This window comes from Streptomyces sp. NPDC025651 (assembly GCF_055558735.1).
Genome location: NZ_JBVHLZ010000008.1, coordinates 1 through 24761, shown reverse-complemented (window position 1 = coordinate 24761; position 24761 = coordinate 1). Strand labels below are relative to the sequence as shown.

Sequence of the window (24761 nt, the reverse complement as noted above, 5' to 3'; positions counted from 1 at the left end):
TCTCCCTCTCGGACCTGCTGCTCTCACGCGTCGAGCCGACGGCCGACGTCCGCGAGCAGCTCGGCCTCCCGCTCGGCCAGGTAGAAGTGCCCGCCGGGCAGCACCCGCAGGTCGAAGCCCTGGGGGGCGAGGGGCTCCCAGGCGCGTACGGAGGCCACGTCGACCACCGGGTCCTCCTCGCCCACGTAGGCGACGAGCGGGCACTGCAACGGGATGCCCGGCCGGGCCGGATAGCGGGAGACGATCTCGAAGTCGGCACGGATCGCCGGGAGGACGAGCGCGCGCAGACCGGGGTCGTCCAGGACCGCGCCGTCGGTGCCGCCGAGCCTGCGCACCGCGGCGACGAGCGCGTCGTCGTCGCGCGGATCGACGGCGGGCGGGGTGAGCAGGTGCGGCGCCTTGCGGCCGGAGACCATGAGCAGGTCCGGCGGTGCGCCGTACCACTCCTGGAGGCGCAGGGCGATCTCGTAGCCGAGGGAGGCCCCCATGCTGTGCCCGAAGAGCGCCAGCGGGGTGCCGAGGAAGGGAAGCAGCTCCTTGGTGAGGGCGTCGGCCAGCTCGCCCATGTCGGTGACCGGCGGGTCCAGGATGCGTTCCTGACGGCCCGGATAGCGGGCGGCCATCACCTCGACGCCGTCGCCGAAGGCATGGCCCCAGCGGTGGAAGAAGGTGGCGGAGCCGCCCGCGTGGGGCAGGCACAGCAGCCGCGTCCGGGGCGGCGCCGGGGTCGGGTACCTGCGCAGCCAGGGGCTGTCGGCGGCGGGGGTCATGGTGGAGCGGCCTCCGGTCGCGGGAAGGGTCTCGGGGTCGGGGGCAGGGCTGAGGGCAGGGTCGGGGGCGATCATGCGGGGCGGCCCCGCTTGGCCCGCAACTGCTGCTGGCGCCGCTTCATGAGCGCGTTCTGCTGGGCTCCCCTGGCCTTCGGCGCGGTGGGGGCGGTCGTCGGCCCGCCCAGCGCGGCGAGGTACGCCGCCTGGTCCCGTACCGAGGTGTGCCGGAACAGGTCGAGCAGTTCGATGTCCCGGCCCGCCACCTCCTGCAGCTTGTGCTGGAGCGCGACGAGCAGCAGGGAGTGCCCGCCGATGTCGAAGAAGTTCTCCTCCACTCCCACCGAGGGCGCCTCGGGCAGCAGTTCCTTCCACGCGGCGGCGACGAGCCGCTCCAGTTCGTTGCGGGGCGGCAGCCCCGGTGTGGCCGGCGTCCCGGCGGCCGGAGCGGGCAGCGCGCCGCGGTCGACCTTCCCGTGCGGGGAGAGCGGCAGCGCGTCGAGGACCACCACGGCCTGCGGGACCATGTGCGGGGAGAGGCGCTCCCGCAGATGCCGGTCCAGGGCCTCGGTGGCGAACGTCCGTGGTGCGTGCGGTTCGACGTACGCGACGACCCGCCGGTCCCCCGGGGTGTCCTCGCGGACGACGACGACCGCGTCGCGCACGTCGTCGTGGCCGGTCAGCGCCGCCTCGATCTCGCCGAGGGCCACCCGGAAGCCACGGATCTTGATCTGGTCGTCACGGCGGCCGAGGAAGGCGATCGAGCCGTCGGCGAGGCGGCGCACGATGTCGCCCGTGCGGTACAGCCGGGCGCCGGGGCGGCCGCCGAGATGGTCCTGGACGAAGGACGTCGCGGTGAGTTCGTCCCTGCGGTGGTAGCCACGGGCCAGGTTGTCGCCGCCGATGAGCAGTTCGCCCGATACGCCGACGGGCACCGGCCGGCCCTCGCCGTCGACGACATGGGCCTGGGTGCCGGGCAGCGGGATGCCGATGGGCGCGGTGCTCCACGTCGCGTCCGGGTGGTCGGCGACGCGGAGGGTGAGCACGCCCACCGTCGTCTCGGTGGGGCCGTAGTGGTTGAACACCCGGCAGTGCGGCGCCAGTTGCTGCAGGTCGCGCAGCCACTGCCAGTCGGACGCCTCGCCGCCGACGACGAGGTACCTGCGGGGCAGCAGCTCGGTGAAGCGGGCGGACGTCTGCAGGGCGCGGAGGTGGGAGGGCGCGATCTTCAGGAGGTCGACGCCGTGCTCCTGGACCCAGTCGGCCAGCTTCCCGGCGTCCAGCGCGCATGCGCGGGATATCAGGTGCACTTCACCGCCGGTGCACAGCGGCGGCACCAGTGCCGTCACGCTGGAGTCCACGGTCAGCGGCTGCACCATGGCGTAGGTGAGCGGAGCGTCGATGCCGAGCCGGTCGAGGATCGCGTAGGTGTAGCTGACCAGTTGCCGGTTCTCCACGACCACGCCCTTGGGCCTGCCCGTGGATCCGGAGGTGTAGAGCAGGTACGCGGCGTCCGTCGCGGCCGTCGCGGGGGCGGGCACGTCGTGCGTGGGCCTGCCCCGCAGCGCCGTCCAGTCCGCGTCGAGCTCGACCGCCGGGTGGCCGGAGACCGCTGTGGGGTCCGCGGTCACGACGGCCCTGACCTCGGCGTCGCGCAGGATGCCCGACCTGCGTTCGGCGGGGTCCCGGGGGTCGACGGGCACGTAGGCGCCGCCGGCCTTGAGGACGCCGAGTACCGCCACCGCCATCCGCACGTCGCGGTCCAGGCAGATGCCCGCGGTCGTCCCCGGCCCGATGCCGGTCTCCCGCAGGAGGTCGGCCAGTTGGTTGGCCAGGCCGTTCAGTTCGCCGTAGGTGAGCGCGGTGCGCTCGTCGCGGACCGCGATCGCGTCCGGTGTCCTCGCGGCCTGCTCCTCGAAGAGCTGGTGGAAGGTCCTGTCCGGGACGTCGGCCACCACGCCGTTCAGTTCGGCGACCGCGCGCTCCTCCGCCTGCGTGAGGAGCGGCAGCTCGCCCAGCGGGGAGTCGGGGTCCGTCGTCACGCCGTCGATCAGCGTCCGGTAGTGGCCCAGCGCCCGGTGCGCCGTCGCGGCGTCGAGGACGTCGGTGGCGAACACGAACTGCCCGGTGAGCCGGTCGCCGTCCCGGGTGAACCGCAGGGACAGGTCGCCGTACGCTGCGCCGTTGTGGAGGGGCAGGGCCGTCGCGTCGCATCCGGCCAGGCCGTCGATCCGTACCGCCTCGCGGAAGGAGAAGTCCGGCATGCCGAGGAGAGCCGTGGCGGGGACCGGTGTGCCCGCCGCGGCCGCGCCGTCCTGAACTCCCCTCGCGCCGCGCAGCAGTTCGCGGAACGTCCGCTCGCCGGAGATCTCCATCCGCACGGCGGCGACGGTCTCGGCGGGACCCGGTGCGGGGACGCCTGCCGCCCGCCCCGGGGCGGGCACGGCCAGGGCGATGTCCGTCTGGCCGCTGTAGCGGTGCAGGAGGACCCCGTAGAGGGCGGACAGCACGGTGGGCAGGCCCACGCCGCACGTGTCGCCCAGGGTCCGCAGCGCGGCGACGGTGTCGGCGGCCACCTCGAAGGTCACCGCGTCCGCTGCGAGCGTGCGGCGGTCCGGGCGCGGCCGGTCCAGCGGGAGTTCGGGGGCGGGCGGCAGTCCGGCCGTCCCGCCTGCCGGGGCGGCACCGCCCGGTTCCGCCGTCGCCCCGGGGGCGGCGGTCACGGCCTCCGCCTGCCCGAGGTCCGCCCCGCCGTACGCCGCAGCCGCGTTCCGCAGCAGCGTGCCGACGGACGCGTGGTCGCCGGCCATCCGGTGGACGACGACCACCAGGGTGTGGTCCTGGGCGCCGGCACGGATCAGGCAGGCGCGGACCAGTGGACCGCGGGCCAGGTCGAACGGCGCGCGCACCGTCTCGTCCACCAGCTGCTCCGCGCGCCGGGCGCGCTCCTTCGGGCCGAGGTCGCTCACGTCGTGCACGAGCAGCGGCGGACCGGCCTGCGCGCTCGTGGCGGGCGCCGGCGCGCCGTCGACGACGGGGAAGCACTCGCCGAGCGCGGAGTCGGCGGCGGCAGCGGTCCGCAGGGCCTCCCCCAGCGCGGAGGCGTCCGGCTCGCCGCCGACCAGCCGGACCGCCACGGGGACGTGCGGCAGGGGGCTCTCGGGCACCAGGCTGCTGAGCAGCCAGGTCTGTTGCCGCGCGGCGGACAGCGGGGCCGGGCCCGGTCGGGAAGAGGGGTGGGGTGCCATGGAGACTGCCTCGGTGTCGTGGGAGGGGCATGACGGCCGCGACGGCGGGCCATGCCCTGGGGGGCGGGATTCCGTACCGGCTCGGGGAGTTCGGGGGTCGTACCGCTCGGGACGGTCGGGGCTCCGAACCACGCAAGGCGGTCAGGAACCCGAACCACACAGGAAGTTCGGAGCTCCGAACCACGCAAGGCAGCCAGAACCCCGAACCACACAGGAAGTTCAGGACCCCGAACCACGCAAGGCAGCCAGAACCCCGAACCGCTCGGGGAGTTCGGAGCTCCGGACCGTGCAGGGCGGTCAGGGCTCCGTGGCGCTCAGGCGGTGTGCGCGCCGTCGGCCGCGGGGTGGGGCGCCCGGCCGCTCCAGGTGCCGAGCATCGACTGGTGCAGCTGACTGGTGCCCTCGATGATCTCCATCACCTTGGCGTCCCGGAACAGCCGTCCGACCGGGGTGTCGGTGCCGATGCCGTGCGCCCCGAGGACCTGGACGGCGTCCGCCGCCGCCCGGTTCGCCGTGGTCGAGGCGAAGTACTTCGCCATGAGGGTCGGGTTCACGGTGTCCGTCGCGCCCCGGTCCTTGACGGCGCCGGCCTCCAGGCACATCAGCCGGGCCGCGGCCGCGCCGGTCAGCATGTCGGCGAGCATCCGCTGCACCAGCTGGTGGTCGATGATCGCCGAGCCGGACTGGACGCGTTCCTGCGCGTACCGGGACGCCGTGTCGAGGCAGGCCTGCGTGAGTCCCACGCAGCCCCAGGCCGTGCTGTAGCGGCCGATGTCGAGCGCGCTGGACGCGACGAACACGAGCCCGGTGCCGGGCCGGCCCACCATGGAGCTCGCCGGGACGCGGCAGCCGTCGAGGGTGATCTCGGCGAGCGCCGAACCGCGCAGCCCCAGCAGCCCCCGCAACGCCTCGACGCGGAGCCCCGGGGTGTCGCGCTCCACGAGGAAGGCGGTGTGCTTCCCCTCGTACTGGGCGAAGACCAGGAACACGTCGGCGATCTCACCGAAGCTGATCCACTTCTTGACGCCCGTGAGGACGACGTCGGAGCCGTCGGCCACGGCCACGGTCTCCACGCTCTTGGCGTCGCTGCCGACCTTCGGCTCGGTCAGCGCGAAGGACGCGACGACCTCGCCCGACGCGATGCCCTTCAGCCACCGCTCCTTCTGCTCCTCGGTCCCCCACTTCCAGATGGAGTGGGCCACCATGTCCGCGCAGGCCACGAAGTTGCGGACGTTCTGACAGGTCCGGCCCATCTCCTCGGCCATGAGGCCGTAGTCGACCATGTCCAGGGAGGAGCCGCCCGCCTCCTCGGGGAGGAGCGAGGATATCCAGCCCGCGCTGCCGAGTTCCTTGATCAGGCCGCGTGACATGGCCTGCTGCACGTCCGCGGCCTCCGCTTCGGGGGCGATGAACTCGTCGGCGAACTGACGGAAGGATGCCCAGCGCCGGCGCTGCTGGGTCGTGAGCTGAGTGACCATCTGGGCGATTCCTAACTGTCGGGTGGATTACTTCTCTTCGGCCGGCCCGGACGCTTCCGCCGGTTCAGCCGATTCCGCCGGTTCGACCCCGAGGTGGAGGCACAGCTTTGCCAGGAACTCTTCCTCGGAGTCGTTCAGGAAGAAGTGGTCACCGGAAATGCCCTCGATGGCCACCGGCTCGTCGCTGTACTTGCCCCACTCGTCCATCGACTCCCGGCCCGCGTCCTCGTCGTCGACGCCGTAGAAGACGGAGACCGGGCACTCCAAGGGGGCGATGGCGGGCGCCTCGTAGAGGTCCAGGATCGTGTAGTCCGCGCGAATGGTGGGGATGTAAAGCTCCATGAGCTCTTCGTTCTGCAGGAGTTCTTCCGGCGTGCCCCGCACCTTGCGGAGGCTCTCGATGAACTCGGCGTCCGAGAGGTCGTAGTTGGTCTCGGTCGGTGTGGCCTCGTGCGGGGCCAGGCACGCGGAGACGAGCAGGCGCTCGGGCGCCGGCAGGCCCCGGGCCGTCACGTGCCGGACGAGTTCGAAGGCCAGCACCCCTCCGAAGCTGTGGCCGAACACGGCGTACGGCGTGTGCCGCGCCTCTTCCATGGCGCCCGCCATGTCGTCCAGGAGCGGGGCGAGTTCGGTCAGCGCGGGCTCGGACCACCGCGATCCCCGGCCAGGGAGTTCGAGCGGCACCACCTTCACCGAGGCGGGCAGCGTGTCCTTCCAGTGGTCGTACATCCTGGCCGACGCCCCGGCGTACGGAAGGCAGTACAGCGTCAGGCCGGGGGCCGGGGCGGCGGCCTCCGGCTGCGGGGACGACCGCAGCGACGTGGAGAGCCCGAGCAGTCCGCCGAGCGTCGGGTTCTCGTGGATCCGGCGCAGCGGGACGCGGTGGCCGAGCCCTTCGGAGAGCCGTCGCTGCAGGGCGACGACCAGGATGGAGTTTCCGCCCGCCTCGAAGAAGTCCTGGTCGTCCGAATCGGGTTCGGATTCGAGGGTCTCCCGCCAGGCGCGCACGACCGTGTCGCGGAGCGATTCCGTCTCAGGATTCATCACGTGTGCTTTCGCTACAGGTCGGCGTGGGCCAGACCGGCGCGGTCGACCTTCCCCGAGGTGTTGCGGGGAAGGGACCGCACGAAACTGATTCTGCTCGGGCAGTGGCTGACCGGCAGCCGGGTACGGATCCAGGAGTTCACGTCGTCGGCGGTCAGGTCCTCGTCGGCGACGACGAACGCGGCCATGAACGCGCGCTCGGCGCGATCCGCGTCCCGTACGAGTACCACCGCCTCCGTCACCGCGGGGTGTTCCTCGATCACGGACTCCACTTCACCCAGTTCGATCCGGTGACCGCGCAGTTTGATCTGTCCGTCGACGCGCCCCAGGTACTCCAGCGATCCGTCGGGGGCCCGGCGGCCCCGGTCACCGGTGCGGTAGGCGAGCGCCGGTCCCCGCGGGGTGTTCCGTACGGAGAACCGCTCGGCCGTGACGTCCTCCTGGCCCAGGTATCCGGTGGCGAGGCCCTCGCCGTAGAGGAAGATCTCCTCGTCCTCCAGGAAGAGCCCGCTGCCCGGCAGCGGCTCGCCCAGCGAGATGGCGTCCGGGCGCTCGATGTGCGCCGCGGTGGCCCAGATCGTCGCCTCGGTGGGCCCGTAGAGGTTCCAGAGTTCGCAGCCGCGGGCGAGCAGGTCGGCGGCGAGGCTGGGGGTGAGGGCCTCTCCGCCGCACCAGATGCGGCACCGGTAGGCGGCGTCGTCCTCACCGGCGGCGAGCAGCAGCCGCCAGAAGCTCGGGGTCGCCTGGATGACGTCCGGCTCGTGCCGTGCCAGGAAGTCCGCGAAGACGTCGGGGTCCCTGCGCGCCTCGCCCGGCACCGCGACGAACGTGGCCCCGACGACCAGCGGTACCAGCATCTCGGCCAGGGAGATGTCGAAGGACAGCGCCGTCATCGCGAGGATGGTCTCGCCCGCCCGCATCCCGGGCACCTCCCCCAGCGCGCGGATGCGCGACGCGAGGGAGTCGTGCGGGACCATGACGCCCTTGGGCCTGCCGGTGGAGCCCGAGGTGTACATCACGTAGGCCACGTCGCCGAGTTCGCGGCCGCCGCCCTCCTCCGGCGCCGCCCCGGTGGCGCCGACCGTGAACACGGCCTCCCGCCCGGCGCGGATCACCGCGGCCGGGCGGGCGTCCTCCAGGATGCGTTCGCGGTGCGCCGGCGGCGCATCGAGGTTGACCGGAAGGATCGCGCATCCGGCCCGGGCGCCCGCCAGCAGCGCGATCGCCCCGCTGACCGGGCTCGACGTCTCCAGGGCCAGCAGGGACCCCGGTGCGGCCGACCGCCCGATCAGGGCCGCGAGGGTGTCGGCGCGCTGGACGATGTCCCGGTAGGAGTACTCGTGTTCGCCCACGGCGGCGCGGGCGTCGGGGGTCCGCGTCGCCTGTTCGAGGACCAGGTCCCAGATCGTTTCCATGGTCAGGCTCCCTTGGTCCGGATCTGCTCGCGGACCTGCTCCACGAAGTCCTCGAAGACCGGGCTGCGGAACATCACTTCGAACGGCAGCGGGATGTCGAAGGCCTTGCGGGTCAGGCCGAGGATGCGAGCGGCCTTCAGCGAATGGCCGCCGATCTCGAAGAAGTTGTCCGTGGCGGCCGGCACGCGCCCCAGCACTTCGCTCCAGATCTCCGACGCCTTCTCCCACACGGCGTCCCCGGAGTTCCCCGTGTCCTCCGTGTCTCCCGTACTGCCTGTATCGCCTGTATCGCCCGCACTGCCTGTATCACCCGTGTCCGGTGTGCCGACGGATGCGGCGGGTCCGGCGGGCGGTGCGGACAGCGCGAGCAGGGCGGGGCGGTCGATCTTGCCGTTGGCGTTCAGGGGGACCGCCGGCACCCGGTGCAGCGTGGCGGGCACCATGTATCCGGGCAGGACGGCCGCGAGTTCGGCGCGCACGACGTCCGGTGCCGCCTCGCCGGAGTAGAAGCCCGCCAGCTCTCCGCCGTCCGCGTCGGGGCGCACCGCGACCGCGGCCTGGTCGACCCCGGGCACGCGCAGGGCGGCCTGCTCCACCTCGACGAGCTCGACCCGGTGTCCGCGCAGGCTGACCTGCGCGTCCCGGCGCCCGACGAATTCCAGTTCGCCGTCCGGGGTCCAGCGGCAGATGTCCCCGGAGGAGTACCACCTGCGGCCGTCCTCGCCCTGCCTGAACTGCTGCCGGTCGAGCGCGGCGTCGCCGCGGTAGCCGAGGGCGAGGATGCTGCCGCCGATGAGCAGCTCTCCCGCCTCGCCGGGCCCGGTGACGGTCGCCCCGTCCTCGTCCACCAGCCGGACCTCGGCCCCGGTGATGGGGCGTCCGATGACGGGCGCCTCGTGGTCCGTCGGCTTGCGCAGGTCGCCGCTGGCCGTCGTCACCACGGTCGCCTCGGTGGGGCCGTAGTGGTTGTGCACCGCGGCCGGGAATCCGGCGGGCGGGGTGACGCGGAGCTTGTCCCCACCGGTGGTGAGGAGCTTGAGCGACCGGGGCGGGTCGCTCACCGCGAACATCTGCTCGGCCAACGGCGTGCTCAGGAAGCACTGTTCGACCGCCCAGTCGTCCATGAAGGCGCGCACGGCGTCGATGTCCATGGTGAGGATGCCGTCGGGTAGCACCAGCGTCGCGCCGCTCGCGAGCGTCGACCACACCTCCCAGACCGACGCGTCGAACCCCAGCCCCGCGAAGGCCGCGACGCGGACACCGGGCCCGGTCAGATAGGTGTCCCGGTGCCAGCGCGCGAGGTTGCCCAGGCTCGCGTGGCCCACCTCGATCCCCTTGGGGGTGCCGGTCGAACCCGAGGTGTAGATGACGTACGCGACGTCGGCGGCGCCCTCGTCGCCGCCCCCCGGCTCCGCCGCGGCGGCCTCGACCGCCACACCGGTCGGACCCGTGCCCGGCGACAGCACCGCGAAGGGGCGGGCATCGTCGAGGATCGCGTTCCTGCGGGCTTCGGGCAGCGCTCCGTCCAGCGGCAGATAGGCGGCCCCCGCGCGCCACGCGCCGAGTTGGCAGACCACCCCCTGGATGCCGCGCGGGAACAGGGTGGCGACGAGCGCGCCGGGGCGGAATCCCGGCAGCGGGGCCAGCTGGTCCGCGACCGCGCCGGCCGCGTCCCACAGTTCGCGGTAGGTGAGCCGGACGGGCTCGGCGGCCGCGCCCCCGAGGACGACGGCGACCGTGTCGGGACTGAGGCGCGCCCTCTCCTCCAGCATCTCCGGCACAGTGCCCCGTGCTGTCTTCGTACTCACAACCACTCCTATCCGACGGCTCTGCGAGGTGGTCAAAACGGGTTCCGGTCAGGTGTGGACGGTCAGCCTCAGGTGTTCGAGAACGGCCACGCCGTGGTGCGGTCGCACCACCGGGGGCTCGGCCAGTTCCGCGTGGCTCCACCGCTTCACGAGCCCGTTCAGCGCCGCGCCGACCTCCATCCGGGCCAGCCCCGCGCCCAGGCAGTAGTGCGCTCCGTAGCCGAAGGCCAGGTGTCTGCCGGTCTGCCGGCCGGGGTCCAGCACGTCCGGGTCCGCGAAGGTGCCGGTGTCGCGGTTGGCCACGCCCAGCATCAGCAGCACCAGATCGCCGCGTTCGATCCGCTGCCCCTCGATCTCGACGGGCTCGACCGCGACGCGGGCCACCTGCTGCACCGAGGTGTCGAAGCGCAGCAGCTCCTCGACGAGCGAGGAGATCCGTTCCGGTGTCGCGGCGGCCCACTGCCCGGTGTGCATGAGCGCGCGGACGGCCTTGCCGATGAACGTGGAGGTGGTGTCGAACCCGGCGAAGATCAGCAGGCTCGCCGTGGCGGCGATGTCCTGCTCCTCGATCAGACCGTCCCCGTAGGCGTGCGACAGGACGTCGAGCGCCGTGCCCTCGGGCGCGGTCTCCTTCCTGACCCCGGCCACCGCCTGCTCGATCTCGCCCAGCGCGCGGGTGCCCCGCTCGACGACCCCGGGCAGGTAGTCGGCCACCAGCAGGGCGTCGATGTCCGACGCCCAGGCCCGGATGCGCGGGGCCACCTCGGGCGGCAGCCCGATCAGCCGGCAGACGACGCGGCTCGCCAGCGGCACCGCGAGGTCGGGCATGACGTCGATGCTCCCGGTGACGTCGGCGAGCAGCAGGTCCACGGACTCCTCGACGAACGGCCGCAGCGCGGCGAGCCTGGCCGTGGCGAACAGCGGGGCGATGAGGCCGCGCAGCCGCTGGTGCCTCGGGGCGTCGTTGAACATGAACCAGCGCCGGACGATGTCGGCGGTGCGCTGGGCGCCGTCCGTGCCCGTCGGCTCGTCGTGGAGCCGGGTCGTGCCCCGCTCCGGCCACGCGGAGGAGAGTGCGGAATTCCGCAGCAGCCGTGTCACCTGGTCGAACCCCGTGACGACCCAGACACCGAGGTCGTCGTCGCGCCGGACGGCCGCGGCGTCCCGGAGCGCGAGGTAGTCCATGCACGGGTCGACCGGCACCAGCCCGTCGTCCTGCCGGTACGGACAGGTGAGTTCCATGTCTGTGGTCGCCTCTTCGTCGGTGGTGAGGGCAGGCCGCGGCCCGCGGTCAGAGCCGGGCGGCCAGTGCCCCGGCAACGGTTTCCGCGGCCTCGGCGCGGGAGAACAGGGCCACCGGGTCGACGGGGAACCGGTGCACCTCGCCTGGTCCCGCGTCGTCCCATTCGCCCTCGTCGCTGAGCAGGACGTGGGCCGGCTTCCAGGGCAGCGCGCCGTCGTGGGCGCCCGCCGCCAGCGTGTAGCTCATCCAGCCGCGCTGATGCCCGGTCAGCGCCTCCGCGATCTCCTCGTCGAGGTCGGGAGCGCACCGCTGCATCGTGTCGTTCAGGAAGTCACCGATCACCGTCATGGAGTCCGCCACGTCCGCCCGGAGGATGTCCGGCACGTCCTGCGGCGAGAGGTCCTCGTCCATGGTCTGCGCCAGCTCGACCAGCAGCTCCTGTGCCTCGTCGGCCGCAGGGACGCCGGGGTCCACGAGGACGAGAACGGGGTCGCCGCCGATCCTCGCCGCGAGTTCGGAGGCGAAGCCTGACCCGGAGCAGTAGCCGAGGACCACGGTCGGCACATCGGGTTCCCGCCCGAGTTCGGCCGCCCAGTGGTCCGCCTGCTCCTCGATCGTGCAATAGGCCTCGCGGATGCGGGGGTTGTCCAGCGGGTCGACGCGGTGATAGCTCTCGCGCAGCTCGGGCGGCAGGAGGGTGGCGAACGAGCGGGGAACGGCTTCCCTGCCGAACTCCACCCCTATGATCCGCGGCGGTCGGTCACTGCTCACAGCTCCCCCTCCTCGTGCTCTTCGCCGGTGTCGGCGGCCGTCCGCCGGGAGTCGCGCGCTGCGCTCAGCCGGTCGATCCGGGCGGCCAGGGCCGCGATGGTGGGCGTGTCGACCACGGACCGCACCGGAATGTCGAGGCCCAGCTGCTCGCGCAGTCGGTGGACCACCGCGAGCAGCGAGAGCGAATCCCCGCCGATCTCGAAGAAGTTGGCCGTCACGTCGACGACTTCGAGGCCCAGCGCACCGGCCCAGGCAGCCGCGACGACGTGCTCGGTCGCGCTGCTCGGCGGCACCGCTTCGGTCGCGGCGACGGGTTCCGCGCTGGGCTTGGGCAGCCGCTGGCGGTCGACCTTGCCCGTGGGCGACAGCGGGATGGCGTCGAGCCAGACGAAGACGGCGGGCCGCATGACGGCGGGCAGCTTCGGCGCGAGGTGGGCCCGCAGGGCGGCGGTGTCGATCCCGCTGCCCTGTGCCGCCACGACGTAGGCGACGAGTCGCTGTCCGGACTCGAGCACCACCACGGCGTTGGTCACGTCCGGGTGGCCGCGCAGCACCGACTCGATCTCCTCCAGCTCGACCCGCTCCCCGCGGATCTTGACCTGGCTGTCGACGCGGCCCAGGAACTCCATCTCGCCGTTGGGCAGCCGGCGCACCAAATCCCCGGTGCGGTAGAGGCGGCGGCCCGGGTTGTGGGGGTCGGGGGCGAAACGGTCGGCCGTCAGTCCCGGCCGGTTGCGGTAGCCGCGGGCGACACCGTCGCCGCCGATCCACAGCTCACCGGGAACCCCGATGGGCTGCGCGTTGCCCCAGCGGTCGACGACGGCGCAGGAGGCGTTGGCGATCGGCTCGCCCAGCGGCATGGAGCTGCGCTCCACCGGCTCGTCGCCCATCCGGCCGACCAGTGCCGCGCCCGCGGTCTCCGTGGGTCCGTACTCGTTCCAGATCTCGCATTCGGCGGAGACGAGCTTGCGCGTCCGTGCCACCAGGTCGGCGTCGAGGTTCTCGCCGCCCATGGACACGTGGCGCAGCGTCGGCATGGCGAGGTCCGCGTCCGCGATGCCCCGCATCTGTGTGGGCGTCAGATAGAGCAGGTGGATCGACCGCTCGTCGATGAACCGCGCGGTGGCCCGCGCGTCGGCCCTGACCTCCCGGGGGAGCATGACCAGGCAGGCGCCGCTGGTCAGCGCGTGGAACATCTGCTCGACGGACCAGTCGAAGTGGTACGAGAGGTTGTGCAGGACCCGGGTGCCCGCACCGAGCGGCCTGAGGTCCTGCGCCCACTGGATCCACGGGGTGATGGCGGTGTGCGGGAGCCCCACGCCCTTGGGCCTGCCGGTGGTGCCGGACGTGTACATCAGGTACACGAGCTGCGACGGGTGGAGCGTGGCCGCCCTGACGCCGTCCACCACCTCGGCCGGCAGCGGGCGGTCGTGGCCGGCGCGTACGAGGTCGGCGCTCACCACGTCCACGCCTGCGAGCGCTTCGGCCGGCAGCTGCGCCTGCAGGTCCGGGGTGGTGACCAGGATCCTCATCCCGCTGTCGGAGATGACGTACGCCATCCGGTCGGCGGGTGCGATGGGGTCGATCGGCACATAGGCGGCCCCCGCCTTGAGGATGCCGAGGATGCCGAGGATGAGGTCCACCGACGGCTCCGTGCACAGGCCGACCATGTCGTCCGTCGTGACACCGCGCGCCGCCAGCTCCGCCGCGAGCAGGTCCGCCCGCCGGTCGAGTTCCCGGTAGGTGATCCGGACGTCACCGCTCTCGACCGCGTCGGCGTCGGGGGTCCTGAGCGCCTGCTCCTCGAACAGCCGGTGCAGGAAGAGATCCGTGGAGTAGGGACCCCAGGACGACGTCGACCACTTCTCGATCTGCCGGCGCTCGACCTCCGGCAGGATCACGAGCTCCGAGGCGCGCTTCGTCGGGTGGGCCACCGCGTCGGCGGCCAGCGTGCTCAGGTGGTCGAGGATGCGCCAGGCCTTGTCCTCGACGAACAGGTCGGTGTTGTACTCCAGCACCACCCGGTGGGTGAACTCGGACTCGATGACGGAGAACACCAGGTCGAACTTGACGGACTTCACGTCCAGGCCCAGTTCCACGTCGGTCATCGTCAGCCCGGGCAGCCCCAGGGCCGGGATCTCGTGCTGGAACGCCAGCATGACCCGGAACGGCCCCTGTCCGGAGGAGCGGTCGGCCGAGATCGCGTTGACCACCCGCTCGTAGGGCACGTCCTGGTGCGCGAAGGCGCCCCGCGTGGCGGCCTCGACGTCGCCGAGCAGCCCGGCCAGCGAGGGGTCTCCGGACAGGTCGGTGCGCAGCGCGAGGGTGTTCAGGAAGACCCCGAGCATGTTCTCCAGCTCCGGGAGGTCCCGGTTGGCGCTGGGGATGCCGACCACGATGTCCGTCTGACCGCTGTACCGGTGCAGCAGCAGGTTGAGCAGGGTGAGCATGGTGACGAACGGAGTGGAGTTGTGCTCCTTGGACAGCTCGCGTATCCGCCGCGACACCGCCCGGGGAAGCTCGACGGCCACCGACGCCCCACGGCTCGGCGCCGCGCCCCTGCCCGGCAGGTCCGTCGGCAGGTCCAGGACGGGCAGCGGGCCGCGCAGCCGCTCCTTCCAGTACTCCAGCTGCCGGTCGATCTCCTCGCTGCCGAGGGTGCCCCGCTGCCACGCCGCGTAGTCGGCGTAGTGCACCGCGGGCCGCTCCCCCGGCGGCTGCGTCCCGTCGACCGCCGCCGCGTAGCACCCCATCAGCTCGGACATGGCGAGTTCGTAGGAGTGCACGTCGGTGATGATGTGGTGCAGGTTGACGAGCAGGATGTGCCAGTTCTCGTCCAGCCGGTACAGCTCCACCCGGAACAGCGGGCCCCGCTCCAGGTCGAACGGCTGCTGGGCGGAGGCGAGCAGGAGGTCGGACACGACCTGCTCCTGCTTGTCCGCGGGTTCGTCCCTGAGGTCGATCACCGTCATCGGTACGTCGATCTTCGCGCGCACCACCTGCTGGGGCACGCCGAAGACGGCCGCGACGGTGGTGCGGAACACCTCGTGTCGGTCGACCAGCGTCTCGACCGCCACCCGCAGCGCGTCGGCGTCGAACGGTCCCTCGATCTCCGTCGCCACGGGGACGTTGTAGCGGGGGCTCGGCCCCTGGATGTGCTCGTCCACCCAGATCCGCTGCTGCGCGAACGACGCCGGGGCCTGGAAGTCGCCGTCCCCGCGCTCCTCGAAGGGCTTGACGGTCAGCGCGGCCACGGGAGTGCCGGCGCGCAACTCCGCCACCTTCTCGGCCAGTTGGGCCGGGGTCGGGCAGTCGAACAGCACGCCGAGCGGAATCCGTACGCCCAGCTCCTCACGGAGCCGGCTGATCACCCGGGCGCCCTTCAGTGAATTCCCGCCCAGCGCGAAGAAGTTGTCCTCCGGGGCCGGTGCTTCGGTCCGCAGCACCGCGGCCCACACAGCCGAGACGACGTCCAGTACGGGCCGCTGACTCATGTCGTTTCACCAATTCCGTCGTTCGGGAGCACAGGGAGATTCACTGCGAAAATCAGGTGGTTCCTCGCTCGACCGGCGTCGTCGTCCGACCGGCGTCATCGTCCGACCGGCGTCATCGCTGGTCCGCGTCGCCCGCCGACGCGCGACGCAGGCTCAACGGACGCATGTCGGTCCAGACTTCGTCGATGTGCTCCAGGCACTCTTCCTTCGTGCCGCGCTTTCCCGATTCCCGCCAGCCGGCGGGCAGCTCGCGGCCCACCGGCCAGATCGAGTACTGCTCCTCGGGGTTCGTCACCACGACGTACTGGCCGTCTTCGCGGCGCTCTTCCATGAATTCTTCCTGTTCGAATGAGGCCTTGGAGTTGCCGTTGGTTCACAGGGAGGCAGAAAGTGCCGAATTCATCGGCTTCCTCAGGCAGTTGCTGTGTGTCGCGAAGACCGACAAACCTCGCCCACGGAATGTCACATGGGGGCCCGAGACGGTTCAGTAGGGGCAGGATCACGCCTGCGGTGATGCCGCTTTGACAATTCAGCGACACACTCCAGCTACTGTGGGCTACATATTCTTAGCCCACCCACCCCTTGTCAAGACCTGCTCAGGGCGCCACCAGGCGGTCGAGTTGGGCCAGCATGCGCGTGCCCAGGAGCCGGGCGCAGTCGGCCGGTACGCGATCGGTGCGGTAGCTGACGACCAGGTGCGGCCCCTCGGCCCGGAACGGCCAGATCTCGGCGACGAGTTCGGAGGGCAGTCCGGAGGGCGACGGGCGGAAGAACTCCGCCCTGGCCCCGTTCAGGTCGAGCGTCACCGCGGGGGTGTTCTGGAAGGCGAACATGTTCTGGAACAGGGGCGGACGCTCGTCACGAGGCGGGTTCACCGCCTGCACCACCTCGCTCAGGGGTACGTCCTGGGCGGCGAAGGCGCGGCGTACGGTGGCGGCCACCTGCTCGACGTCCTCTTCGGGCGCCGCGCCGTCGGCGAGGCGCAGCCGCATGCACACCACGTCGATCAGGCACGCCACCGCGTCGTCCAGCATGCGGTCGGTGCGCAGGGCGACAGGGGTGCCGACACCGAAGTCGCGCTGCCCCGAGACCTCTGCCAGCGCCCTGCCGTAGGCGGTCAGCAGGAGAACGTACGGGGTGACGCGCAGCGCCTCGGCACGCCGTTCCACCCGGTCGAGGCAGCCCGCGGGCAGCGGGAACTCCAGCACCTGGGGGGCGCCCGCGGCCTGCTCCGCCGGCACCTGCGGGTACTCCAGCTGCGGAATACCGGTCAACTCCGCACGCCAGTACTCCCGTTGGGCCTCACGCTCGGCGTCGTCCACGTGGTCGCGGCGTGCCTCGACCACGTCGGCCATGGTCGGTGCGGGCGCGTCGAGCAGGAGCGATCCGGTGAGCACCGCGCCGTACGCCCGGCCGAGGTCCCTGGCGAGAACGGACTCGGACCAGCCGTCGACGGCTATGTGGTGGGCGGCGACACCGAGCAGACGGGTCGTCCGCCCGCCGACCGCGACGGTCACGACCCGCCAGATCTCGCCCTCCTCCAGGCGGAACGGCTCGGCCAGGGCGCCGTGGAGCAGGGCGTCGGCCTCCTCGGGCGTCCGCGCGGAGAGTGCGGTCACCTCGGGCGCGGGCGCGTCCAGGAGTTCGGCCACCGCCCGCTCCTCCAGGCGGTAGGAGGCGCGCAGGCTCTCGTGGCGCTGGTGCACGTAGCGGACGGCTCGGCGCAGCGCGTCGAGGTCGAGTCCGCCTTCGACCGTCCAGCCCAACGCGCAGTGCTCGTTGAGCCCTTCGGGGTCGAAGACGTGCTGGACGAGCATGTCCGCCTGCTGGGGACTGAGCGGCACGGGTCCCTCGCCCGACCAGCCCGGCGCCGCCTGGGGTTCGGGGGCGGCCCCCGCCAGCCATCGCGCGAGCCCCGCGGGGGTGGGCGTGCGGTAGATCTGGGAGAACGGCAGCCTGCGGTAGCGCGGCTCCCGGAAGGCGGCGCGCACCCTGTGCAGCAGCGAGGTGGCGAGCAGCGAGTGGCCGCCGACCTGGAAGAAGTCGTCCTCGGCACCGACCGACTCGCGCTCCAGGACCTCGGCGAAGATCGCGCGCAGGGCCGTCTCCGTCTCCGGCGCGGGCGCGCCGGCCCCCGAGGCACCGGCCGAAGAGTGTGACGCGTCCCCGGATTGCAGCTGTTGCATCTTCCGCCCGACTTCCTTCGTAGAACGATCGACCCGCAGGTGTGGAACCGACACCGAACCGTCAGACCTCGACCGTCGGGCCCCATCCGACGGACGCGAGGATGTCGGCCTCGAAGTAGTAGACGCGACGCCCGTTCGTCCGGCGCCGCCAGCGGTTCTCCGACGCGAGCCGGTAGACGTTGCTGGCGGACAGCCGCCAGAACCGCGAGACCTCCTTCACGGTGAACCACCGGGCCCCTGAGTTCTTGCGGCCGGTCACCCGGGAGTCGAGCTCCCGCCACTGGTGGGCGGGCCAGATGTGCAGCGGGTTCGTGTCGCAGCGCACTTCGCTCGGCGTCTGCCGCTCGTCGGCCTGGATGACGGCGACCAGGGATCCGCCGCAGTCCTGCTCGACGCAGGGGCCGACCTGGAACCTCCGGGTCCGGACCGGATCGGCGACACGTCCGGCCGCGACCTTCGCCTCGGCCAGTTCCGCCACCACGTCGCCCGCCGCGGGATGGGCGCAGAGCCAGCGCGCGTGCCGGTGCAGGAAGGAGGCCATCGCCTCGACGGAGTGGTCGGGCACCGTGCACCCGTGCTCCGCGGCGACCAGGTCGCACCAGGCCGCCAGCCGGGCCCGCAGGGAGTCACGGGCGTCGACGGCACTGGCGTTCAGCGAAATCCCGACGGGCCGCGTGCCGGACACCTTCTCCCCGTACCAGGGCGAAGCCGCCAGCATTTCCTCGCACAAACGGTAGAGCTCGGGAAGGGAGGTCAGATCCTTCTCGAAATATTCCAGACAGCCGGTACAGACGAGCAGTTCGCCCGTCTGCGGCATCACATCCTCCTGTGAACCCTCTTCGCGATAACGACAGTTCACGTTCTGACACGCACTCACCGAAATACCCCCGTTACAAATCTTCTTGCAGTTTTTCTCTTACCGGTTGCCCGTCAGGCGTAAGATTGTTTTCCGTTTCCACGGTTGCGCGCGCCCGGATCGAAATCGGCGCGATTCCCGCATCAGGCAGAGGCGCGGATGCCCTGAAGTGCGGGGGCGGGGGTGAAGTCGGCAGGCCCCGGTCGGCTGCGCCGCGACCCTTGAGTCCCGCCCACCCGAAATACCTCCACCCCAAAAGAAGGAATGAATGAGAAAGCCCTTGAGCCGCATTATCACGCAAAAGCGATCTTCACCCCGGGGCCGGAAACCCGTCAACATGACAAACGTCACGCATCCGCGCAGTTGTCACGGGGTAGCGAGGCGGACTCACTCGGCGTATGTACCGAATATTTTCAGCCATGCGGTGTCCGTCGCGGGGGCGTCCCCGAAGTAAGGCGTTAGGGCGTCGACTTCCGCCTCGGATGCCCGGAATCCGCATGAATTATCCGTTATTCAATGACCCATCGGCCTGAATGGCCGCTCACAGCGGAGAGGGCGGGCCCAGGGGGCCCGCCCTCTCCACGTTCACCGGTCCGTGCCCGGCCGTCAGTCCGCGGCCATCGCCTCCCGCAGACTTCTGGGACGCATGTCGGTCCAGTTCTCCTCCACGTACGCGAGGCACTTCTCGCGACTCTCCTCGCCGAACACGACCCGCCAGCCGTCCGGCACCGGGGAGAACGTCGGCCACAGGGAGTGCTGGCCCTCGTCGTTGACCAGGACGTGGAACCGGCCGCTCTCGTCGTCGAACGGGTTGCCGCTCATACCCAGACCCCTTTCTACCGCGCGTGTGATGCGATGTGGTTGTCCCGCAGGGAACGTGCGATCTCGCCACTGCGCACCGCCAGGTTCGACAGGAGCGACGAGGACAGGCCGTGCGTGTGCTCGGTGCCGCCCTGGAGGTAGATCCCGCAGCGCACGGCGTCCGTCGTCACCAGGCGGTAGTCCCGCGTGACCCGGTAGCGGCCGTCGGCGTCCTGGAGGCAGTGGGCGGCGACGTCGCCGAGGACCTCCGTCGGGTCCATCGGGTCGTAGCCGGTGGCGCAGATCAGTACGTCCACGTCGAGGTCGTACGACTCCTCGCTCGCCATGGAGTGCACGGTGACCCGGGTGTCGTTCGCACCGTGCTTGACGTCGACGACCCTGGCCAGGTTCACGAAGTCGAGCCGCCCCGCCTTGCTGAGCTCGTCGTCGTACGCGCGCTGGTACAGGGCCCTGATCACTTCGTCGTCGACCACGGAGTAGTTGGTGTTCTTGTGGTACTGCCAGATCGCGTCCTTGGAACGTTCGGAGCCCCGGTAGAAGGCGTCCGCCGCACTCGGGTCGAAGACCTGGTTGGCGAAGGGGGTGTCGTCCGCGATGGAGTAGCCGTACGACGGCATGATCGCGGAGATCCCGGCGTGCGGCAGGGTGTCGTAGAGGAACCGGACGATCTCCGCGGCGCTCTGGCCCGCGCCGACCACCGCCACCCGCTTGAGGGTGTCGGGGTCGCGCTCGCGGAACCGGTGCAGGAACTCCGAGCTGTGCCAGACGGATTCGTCGCGCTCGATCCCGGTGGGCATCCTCGGCACGAGACCGGTGGACACGACGACGTTCCGTGCGCCGAGCAGGCGGGTGGCGCCGGGGCGCCGCGGGTCGCGGACCTCGATCCGCAGCTGGTCGGCCGGTTCTCCGTCGGTCGACGCGGCGAGCCGGACCGCGGTGACCTCCGAGTTGTAGGAGACGCGGTGCGCGACCTTCGCCCCGGCCCATTCGAGATAGTCGTGGAACTCCTGGCGGGTCGGGAAGAAATCCTGGTTGTTGACGAACCTCGCCAGCCGCCCGGACGCGTGCAGATACGACACGAAGCTGAATTCCGAGACGGGATTGCGGAACGTGGCCAGGTCCTTCAGGAAGGAAACCTGCATCTTGGCGCCCGGCACCAGCATGCCGCGGTGCCAACTGAGCGTGGGCCGGCGCTCGAGGAAGGTGGCGGCCAACGGCCCCGACTGCTCTTCCAGCGCCACGGCCAGCGATAGGTTCGAAGGCCCGAAGCCGATTCCCACGACATCGAACACGTCGGGTTCACGCGTTTCCACAGATTCTTCCCCTCGTTGAGAGCCGTTGAGAGCCGTTGAGAGCCGAGTTGCCTACGGCAGTGAGGCGCCGATGATCCGGCAGATCTCGGCGGCCGGTCCCGGCAGATACATGTCGCCGTGTGCGCTGTCGATGTCGTGCTCGTGCACGGCCCCTTGGACGTACGGCCGCCACAGGCCGGCGAACGAACCTTCCGGCTTCGGCACGGCGTTGAAGAAGAGGACGTCACCGCGGTAGGACGGCGTGCGGAACTCCGGCAGGAGCGAGGTCTGGTTGACGATCACCGACACCGCGTTGTCCAGGAACTCCTCACCGTCGGCAGTGCCGGAGAGACCGGTGAGGTGCTCGGTGAAGTACTCGCGCAGCTCGGCCGCCGTGGGCGGCGCGTGCTCGGCGAGATAGCTGCCGGGCACGCTGTCCAGCAGGGCGAGCAGGGCCACTTCGTGCCCCCGCCGCTGGAGTTCGGCCGCCATCGCGTGGGCGAAGGTGCCGCCGATGGAGAGCCCCATCAGGTGGAAGGGGCCCTTGGGCTGCACGCGGAGCACTTCCGAGACGTAGTCGGCCACCAGCTCGTCGATGGAGGCGGGCAGCGGGGTCACCCCGTCGAATCCCTTCGCCTGGATCCCGTGGAGCGGCCGGCCCTTGGGGAGCAGCCCGGCAAACCCCAGGTAGGGCCAGCAGATGCCGCCGCCGGGGTGGATCCACCACAGGGGTTCCTCCCCCTCCCCCGTTCCCGTGCCCTCCGGCGGCCTGATGGTCAGGACCGCCGCGAACGGGTCCGTGGCCGCGTCCTGTGCGCCGCCGGATTCCAGCTGCGCGGCGAGTTCGGCGACGGTGGGCGCCTGGAACACCGTACGGAGCGGCAGCTCGACGCCGAGCACCACCCGGATCCGGTTGATGAGCCGGGTGGCCAGGAGCGAGTGGCCGCCCAGGGCGAAGAAGCCGTCGTCGATGCCGACCCCGGCCACCCCCAGCACCTCGGCGAAGAGGCCGCACAGGATCTCCTCGCGCGGTGTCCTCGCGGGCCGCCCCTTCGACGCCGCCGCGTACTCGGGGGCCGGGAGCGCCCCGCGGTCCAGCTTGCCGTTGCGGGTGAACGGCAGCTCGTCGACGACCATCAGCGCCGAGGGCACCAGGTACTCCGGCAGCCCGGCCCTGAGCATGCGGCGCAGGTCGTCCGGCAGTTCGAGGGCCGGGGCGGCTGGATCGCCGGTCGGTTCCGCCGTGCCCCGGACCACGTACGCGGCCAGCCGCCGGTCGCCGTCACGGTCGTCCACGACCACCGCCGCCTGGACGACCGCGGGATGCGCGAGCAGAGCCGCCTCGATCTCGCCGGGTTCGACCCTGAAGCCGCGGATCTTCACCTGGTCGTCGGCCCGCCCCTGGAACACCAGTTGGCCGTCGGGGCCGCACACCACGATGTCGCCCGTGCGGTACATCCGCTCGCCGGGCCGGCCGAACGGGCAGGCCAGGAAGCGTCCCGCCGTCAGTCCCGGGCGGCCGACGTAGCCGCGCGCGACGCCCGGGCCCGCGATGTACAGCTCGCCGGCCATCCCCGCGGGCACCGGGCGCAGCGCCCCGTCGAGTACGTACACCCGGGTGTCCGGGATCGGTCCGCCGATCGGGGGCACCGCGGTGTCCCCGGCGAGCGGGGCGCTCATGGTGGCGCAGGCCGTGGTCTCCGTCGGCCCGTAGACGTTCACCATGCGGCGTCCCGGTGCCCAGGCGGCGGTCAGCGCCGACGGGGTCACCTCGCCACCGACGACGAGGGCCTCCACTGTGGCCAGGGCGGAGGCGGGCACCATCGCGAGCATCGCGGGCGGGATCATCGCGTGGGTCACCGCGTGCGCGTCGACCGTGTCGGCCAGCGGGGTTCCCGGGGCGATGCGGGCGGCGTCGGCGGTGACCACGGCCGCTCCGGAGAGCAGGGCCGTGAACATCTCGCAGAGCGACACGTCGAAGCCGGGCGAGGCCAGTTGGAGCATGCGGCTGGTGGCCGTGACGCCGAGCCGCTCCACATGTCCCGCGACCAGGGCCGCTATCCCCCGGTGGGTGACGGCCACGCCCTTGGGGCGCCCGCTCGACCCCGAGGTGTAGATGACGTAGGCGGTGCCGTCGAGGCGCGCCGCGGGTGCCCGGCCGGTGGCGGTGGTCTCCTCCGGCGTGTGCGCGAGCTCGTCCACGCGCAGCGCGGGGAGCGCCGAGAGCTTCGCCTCGGTCGTCGCGTCCACGAGCGCGAGCCGGGCCCCGGAGTCCGCCGTCATGAAGGCGATCCGGTCGTCCGGGAGGGCCGGGTCGACGGGCAGGTACGCGCCGCCCGACCGCATCACGGCGAGCAGGGCCACCACGAGGTCCGGCGAGCGCCGCACCGCCACCGCGACCACGCTCTCGGGTCCCGTGCCGTGCCGGGCCAGCTCGTCGGCCAGCGCGTCGACCCGTGTTTCGAGGTCCCGGTAGGTGAGGTCCCCCGCCTCGTGGATCACCGCGACGGCGTCCGGGGTCGCGGCGGCCTGCGCGGCGAACAGGTCGGGGACCGTCCCCTGCGGGACGTCCTGCGGGGTGGGGCGGTTGCCGTTGGCCACGGCCAGCAGCCGCTCCCGTTCGGCCGGGCCGAGACCGTCGACCGAACCGGCCGGGGTGCGCGGATCGGCCGCGATCCGCCGGAGGACCCGGGCGAACCGGTCGGCGATCCCCTCGGCGGCCCCGGTGTCGAACACGTCGCGCTGGAACTGCAGGACCACCCGCAGGCGGGGGTCCGCGGTGGCCGCCACGCCCAGCGGGTAGTGGGTGCCGTTCGCCGAGCTCGCCCCGGTGATCTCGATGCCCGCGGCCCGGTTCGCCTCGTTGATGCCGTCGCGGTCGACGGGGAACGACTCGAAGACCGTCACGGTGTCGAACAGGGCCGGCAGTCCTGTGGTCCTGTGGATGTCGGTCAGCCCGCAGTGGTGGTGGTCGAGCAGGGCGGCCTGCCGCTCCTGGAGGCCGGTCAGCAGGTCGGCCACGCTCTGCCACGGCGTCAACTGGACGCGTACGGGCAGGGTGTTGATGAACAGACCCACCATCGCGTCGACGCCCGCGACGGCGGCGGGGCGGCCCGAGACCGTGGCGCCGAACACCACGTCCTGGCGGCCGGTGAGGCCCGCGAGGACCAGCGCCCAGGCGCCCTGCACCACCGTGTTGAGCGTGACGCCCAGTTCCACGGCCCGCCGGGAGAGCTCGGCCGCGACGTCCGCCGGGAGGGCCACCTCCAGCTGTCCGGTGTTGCCCAGGTCCGTTTCGGCGGGGGCGGCGGGGGCGATCAGGGTCGGTGCGTCGACACCTTCGAGCTCCTTCGCCCACGCGTCGAGGGAGCGCTGCCGGTCCTGCCCGGAGAGCCAGACCAGGAAGTCCCGGTACGCGGGTGGCCGCGCCGCCTTCGACGCGTCGCCGCCGGTCCCGTACAGCCGCAGCAGGTCCTCGGTGAGCAGGGGCAGGGACCATCCGTCGAAGAGGACGTGGTGCGCGGTGAGGACCAGTTCGGCGCGGTCGGGGCCGAACGTCACCAGCGACATCCGCAGCAGCGGCGGTTCGGCCGGATCGAAGTGGGCGCCCTGGTCCGCCGCGAGGAACCGCTCGAACTCCCGCTCCTTGCCGGCCTCGTCGAATCCGCTCATGTCGGCTTCCTGCCAGGGCAGTTCGACGTCGTCGAGCACCAGCTGCACCGGTTCACCCGACATGTCGCTGACGAAGGCGGTGCGCAAGGTGGGGTGACGGTCCAGGAGGGCCTGTCCCGCGGCCCGCATGCGCAGGGGGTCCACCGTGCCGCTCAGGTGGTGCACCATCTGCACGTGGTACGCGTCGTACGCGGCGTCGGTGAGCCGGGCGTGGAAGAGCAGTCCGGACTGGAGTGCGGTCAGCGGCCAGATGTCCCTCAGGGAGGGGTACGTGCGCTCCCACAGCTCGATCTCGCTCTGCCGCACCTTCACCAACGGCACGTCGGACGGAGTGAGCCCGCCCGCCTCCGGCCGATCGACGTGGGCGGCCAGTGCCTCCAGCGCGGTGCACCACAGGTCGGCGAGCTCCCGCACCTCCTCGCGGGAGAGCACACCGGTGGGGAAGTCGAACCGGGCGTGCAGCTCCGGGCCGTGCTCGGCGTCGGTGACGTACGCGTTGACGTCGAGGGCCGCGAGGGCGGGGAGGTCCGGGTCGAGGGCGGCGGCGGTCCCCGTCGTGTCATGGGCCTCGGTCCAGCCGAGGCCGCGCAGGCTCTCGGGCATGTCCGCCGCCGAGAAACGACCCAGATAGTTGAAGGCGATCTGACCCGTCGAGTACGGAGCCA

General features: G+C 71.8%; 15 protein-coding genes. All 15 read right to left on the bottom strand.

Annotated elements, in window-relative coordinates:
* Positions 1–23: 23 nt before the first annotated feature.
* Positions 24–845 (bottom strand): thioesterase II family protein, encoded by an 822-nt coding sequence (locus tag ACZ4D5_RS26580; protein WP_467774923.1) that lies wholly within the window; start codon positions 843–845, stop codon positions 24–26.
* A complete protein-coding gene (locus ACZ4D5_RS26575; RefSeq protein ID WP_467774922.1) occupies positions 842–4015 on the bottom strand; it encodes a non-ribosomal peptide synthetase in 3174 nt (1057 codons plus the stop codon). Before ACZ4D5_RS26575 ends, ACZ4D5_RS26580 begins: the two co-directional genes overlap by 4 nt.
* A gap of 314 nt (positions 4016–4329) precedes the next feature.
* Positions 4330–5493, bottom strand: a complete 1164-nt coding sequence (locus ACZ4D5_RS26570) for an acyl-CoA dehydrogenase family protein (protein WP_467774921.1) — start codon at positions 5491–5493, stop codon at positions 4330–4332.
* Between the two features lie 27 nt (positions 5494–5520).
* Positions 5521–6537: an alpha/beta fold hydrolase gene (locus ACZ4D5_RS26565; RefSeq protein ID WP_467774920.1), complete on the bottom strand. Its 1017-nt coding sequence runs from the start codon at positions 6535–6537 to the stop codon at positions 5521–5523.
* A gap of 14 nt (positions 6538–6551) precedes the next feature.
* A complete protein-coding gene (locus ACZ4D5_RS26560; protein WP_467774919.1) occupies positions 6552–7952 on the bottom strand; it encodes an amino acid adenylation domain-containing protein in 1401 nt (466 codons plus the stop codon).
* A gap of 2 nt (positions 7953–7954) precedes the next feature.
* Positions 7955–9760 (bottom strand): non-ribosomal peptide synthetase, encoded by a 1806-nt coding sequence (locus tag ACZ4D5_RS26555; protein ID WP_467774918.1) that lies wholly within the window; start codon positions 9758–9760, stop codon positions 7955–7957.
* Between the two features lie 48 nt (positions 9761–9808).
* Positions 9809–11002, bottom strand: coding sequence for a cytochrome P450 (locus ACZ4D5_RS26550; RefSeq protein WP_467774917.1), 1194 nt, complete (start codon positions 11000–11002; stop codon positions 9809–9811).
* Positions 11003–11051: 49 nt separating this feature from the next.
* On the bottom strand, positions 11052–11774 hold the full coding sequence (locus ACZ4D5_RS26545) for a hypothetical protein (protein ID WP_467774916.1): 723 nt from the start codon (positions 11772–11774) through the stop codon (positions 11052–11054).
* Positions 11771–15268, bottom strand: coding sequence for a non-ribosomal peptide synthetase (locus ACZ4D5_RS26540; RefSeq protein WP_467774915.1), 3498 nt, complete (start codon positions 15266–15268; stop codon positions 11771–11773). Before ACZ4D5_RS26540 ends, ACZ4D5_RS26545 begins: the two co-directional genes overlap by 4 nt.
* Before the next feature lie 112 nt (positions 15269–15380).
* The gene (locus ACZ4D5_RS26535) at positions 15381–15599 is read right to left on the bottom strand and encodes an MbtH family protein (protein WP_467774914.1); all 219 of its coding nucleotides are present in this window, start codon (positions 15597–15599) and stop codon (positions 15381–15383) included.
* A 265-nt stretch (positions 15600–15864) separates the two neighbouring features.
* On the bottom strand, positions 15865–17454 hold the full coding sequence (locus ACZ4D5_RS26530) for a condensation domain-containing protein (protein ID WP_467774913.1): 1590 nt from the start codon (positions 17452–17454) through the stop codon (positions 15865–15867).
* A 61-nt stretch (positions 17455–17515) separates the two neighbouring features.
* Positions 17516–18271 (bottom strand): hypothetical protein, encoded by a 756-nt coding sequence (locus ACZ4D5_RS26525; RefSeq protein ID WP_467774912.1) that lies wholly within the window; start codon positions 18269–18271, stop codon positions 17516–17518.
* Positions 18272–18916: 645 nt separating this feature from the next.
* A complete protein-coding gene (locus ACZ4D5_RS26520; protein ID WP_467774911.1) occupies positions 18917–19132 on the bottom strand; it encodes an MbtH family protein in 216 nt (71 codons plus the stop codon).
* Between the two features lie 14 nt (positions 19133–19146).
* Positions 19147–20445, bottom strand: a complete 1299-nt coding sequence (locus ACZ4D5_RS26515) for a lysine N(6)-hydroxylase/L-ornithine N(5)-oxygenase family protein (protein WP_467774910.1) — start codon at positions 20443–20445, stop codon at positions 19147–19149.
* A 51-nt stretch (positions 20446–20496) separates the two neighbouring features.
* A partial coding sequence (locus ACZ4D5_RS26510; RefSeq protein ID WP_467774909.1) for an amino acid adenylation domain-containing protein occupies positions 20497–24761 on the bottom strand: 4265 nt, incomplete at its 5' end.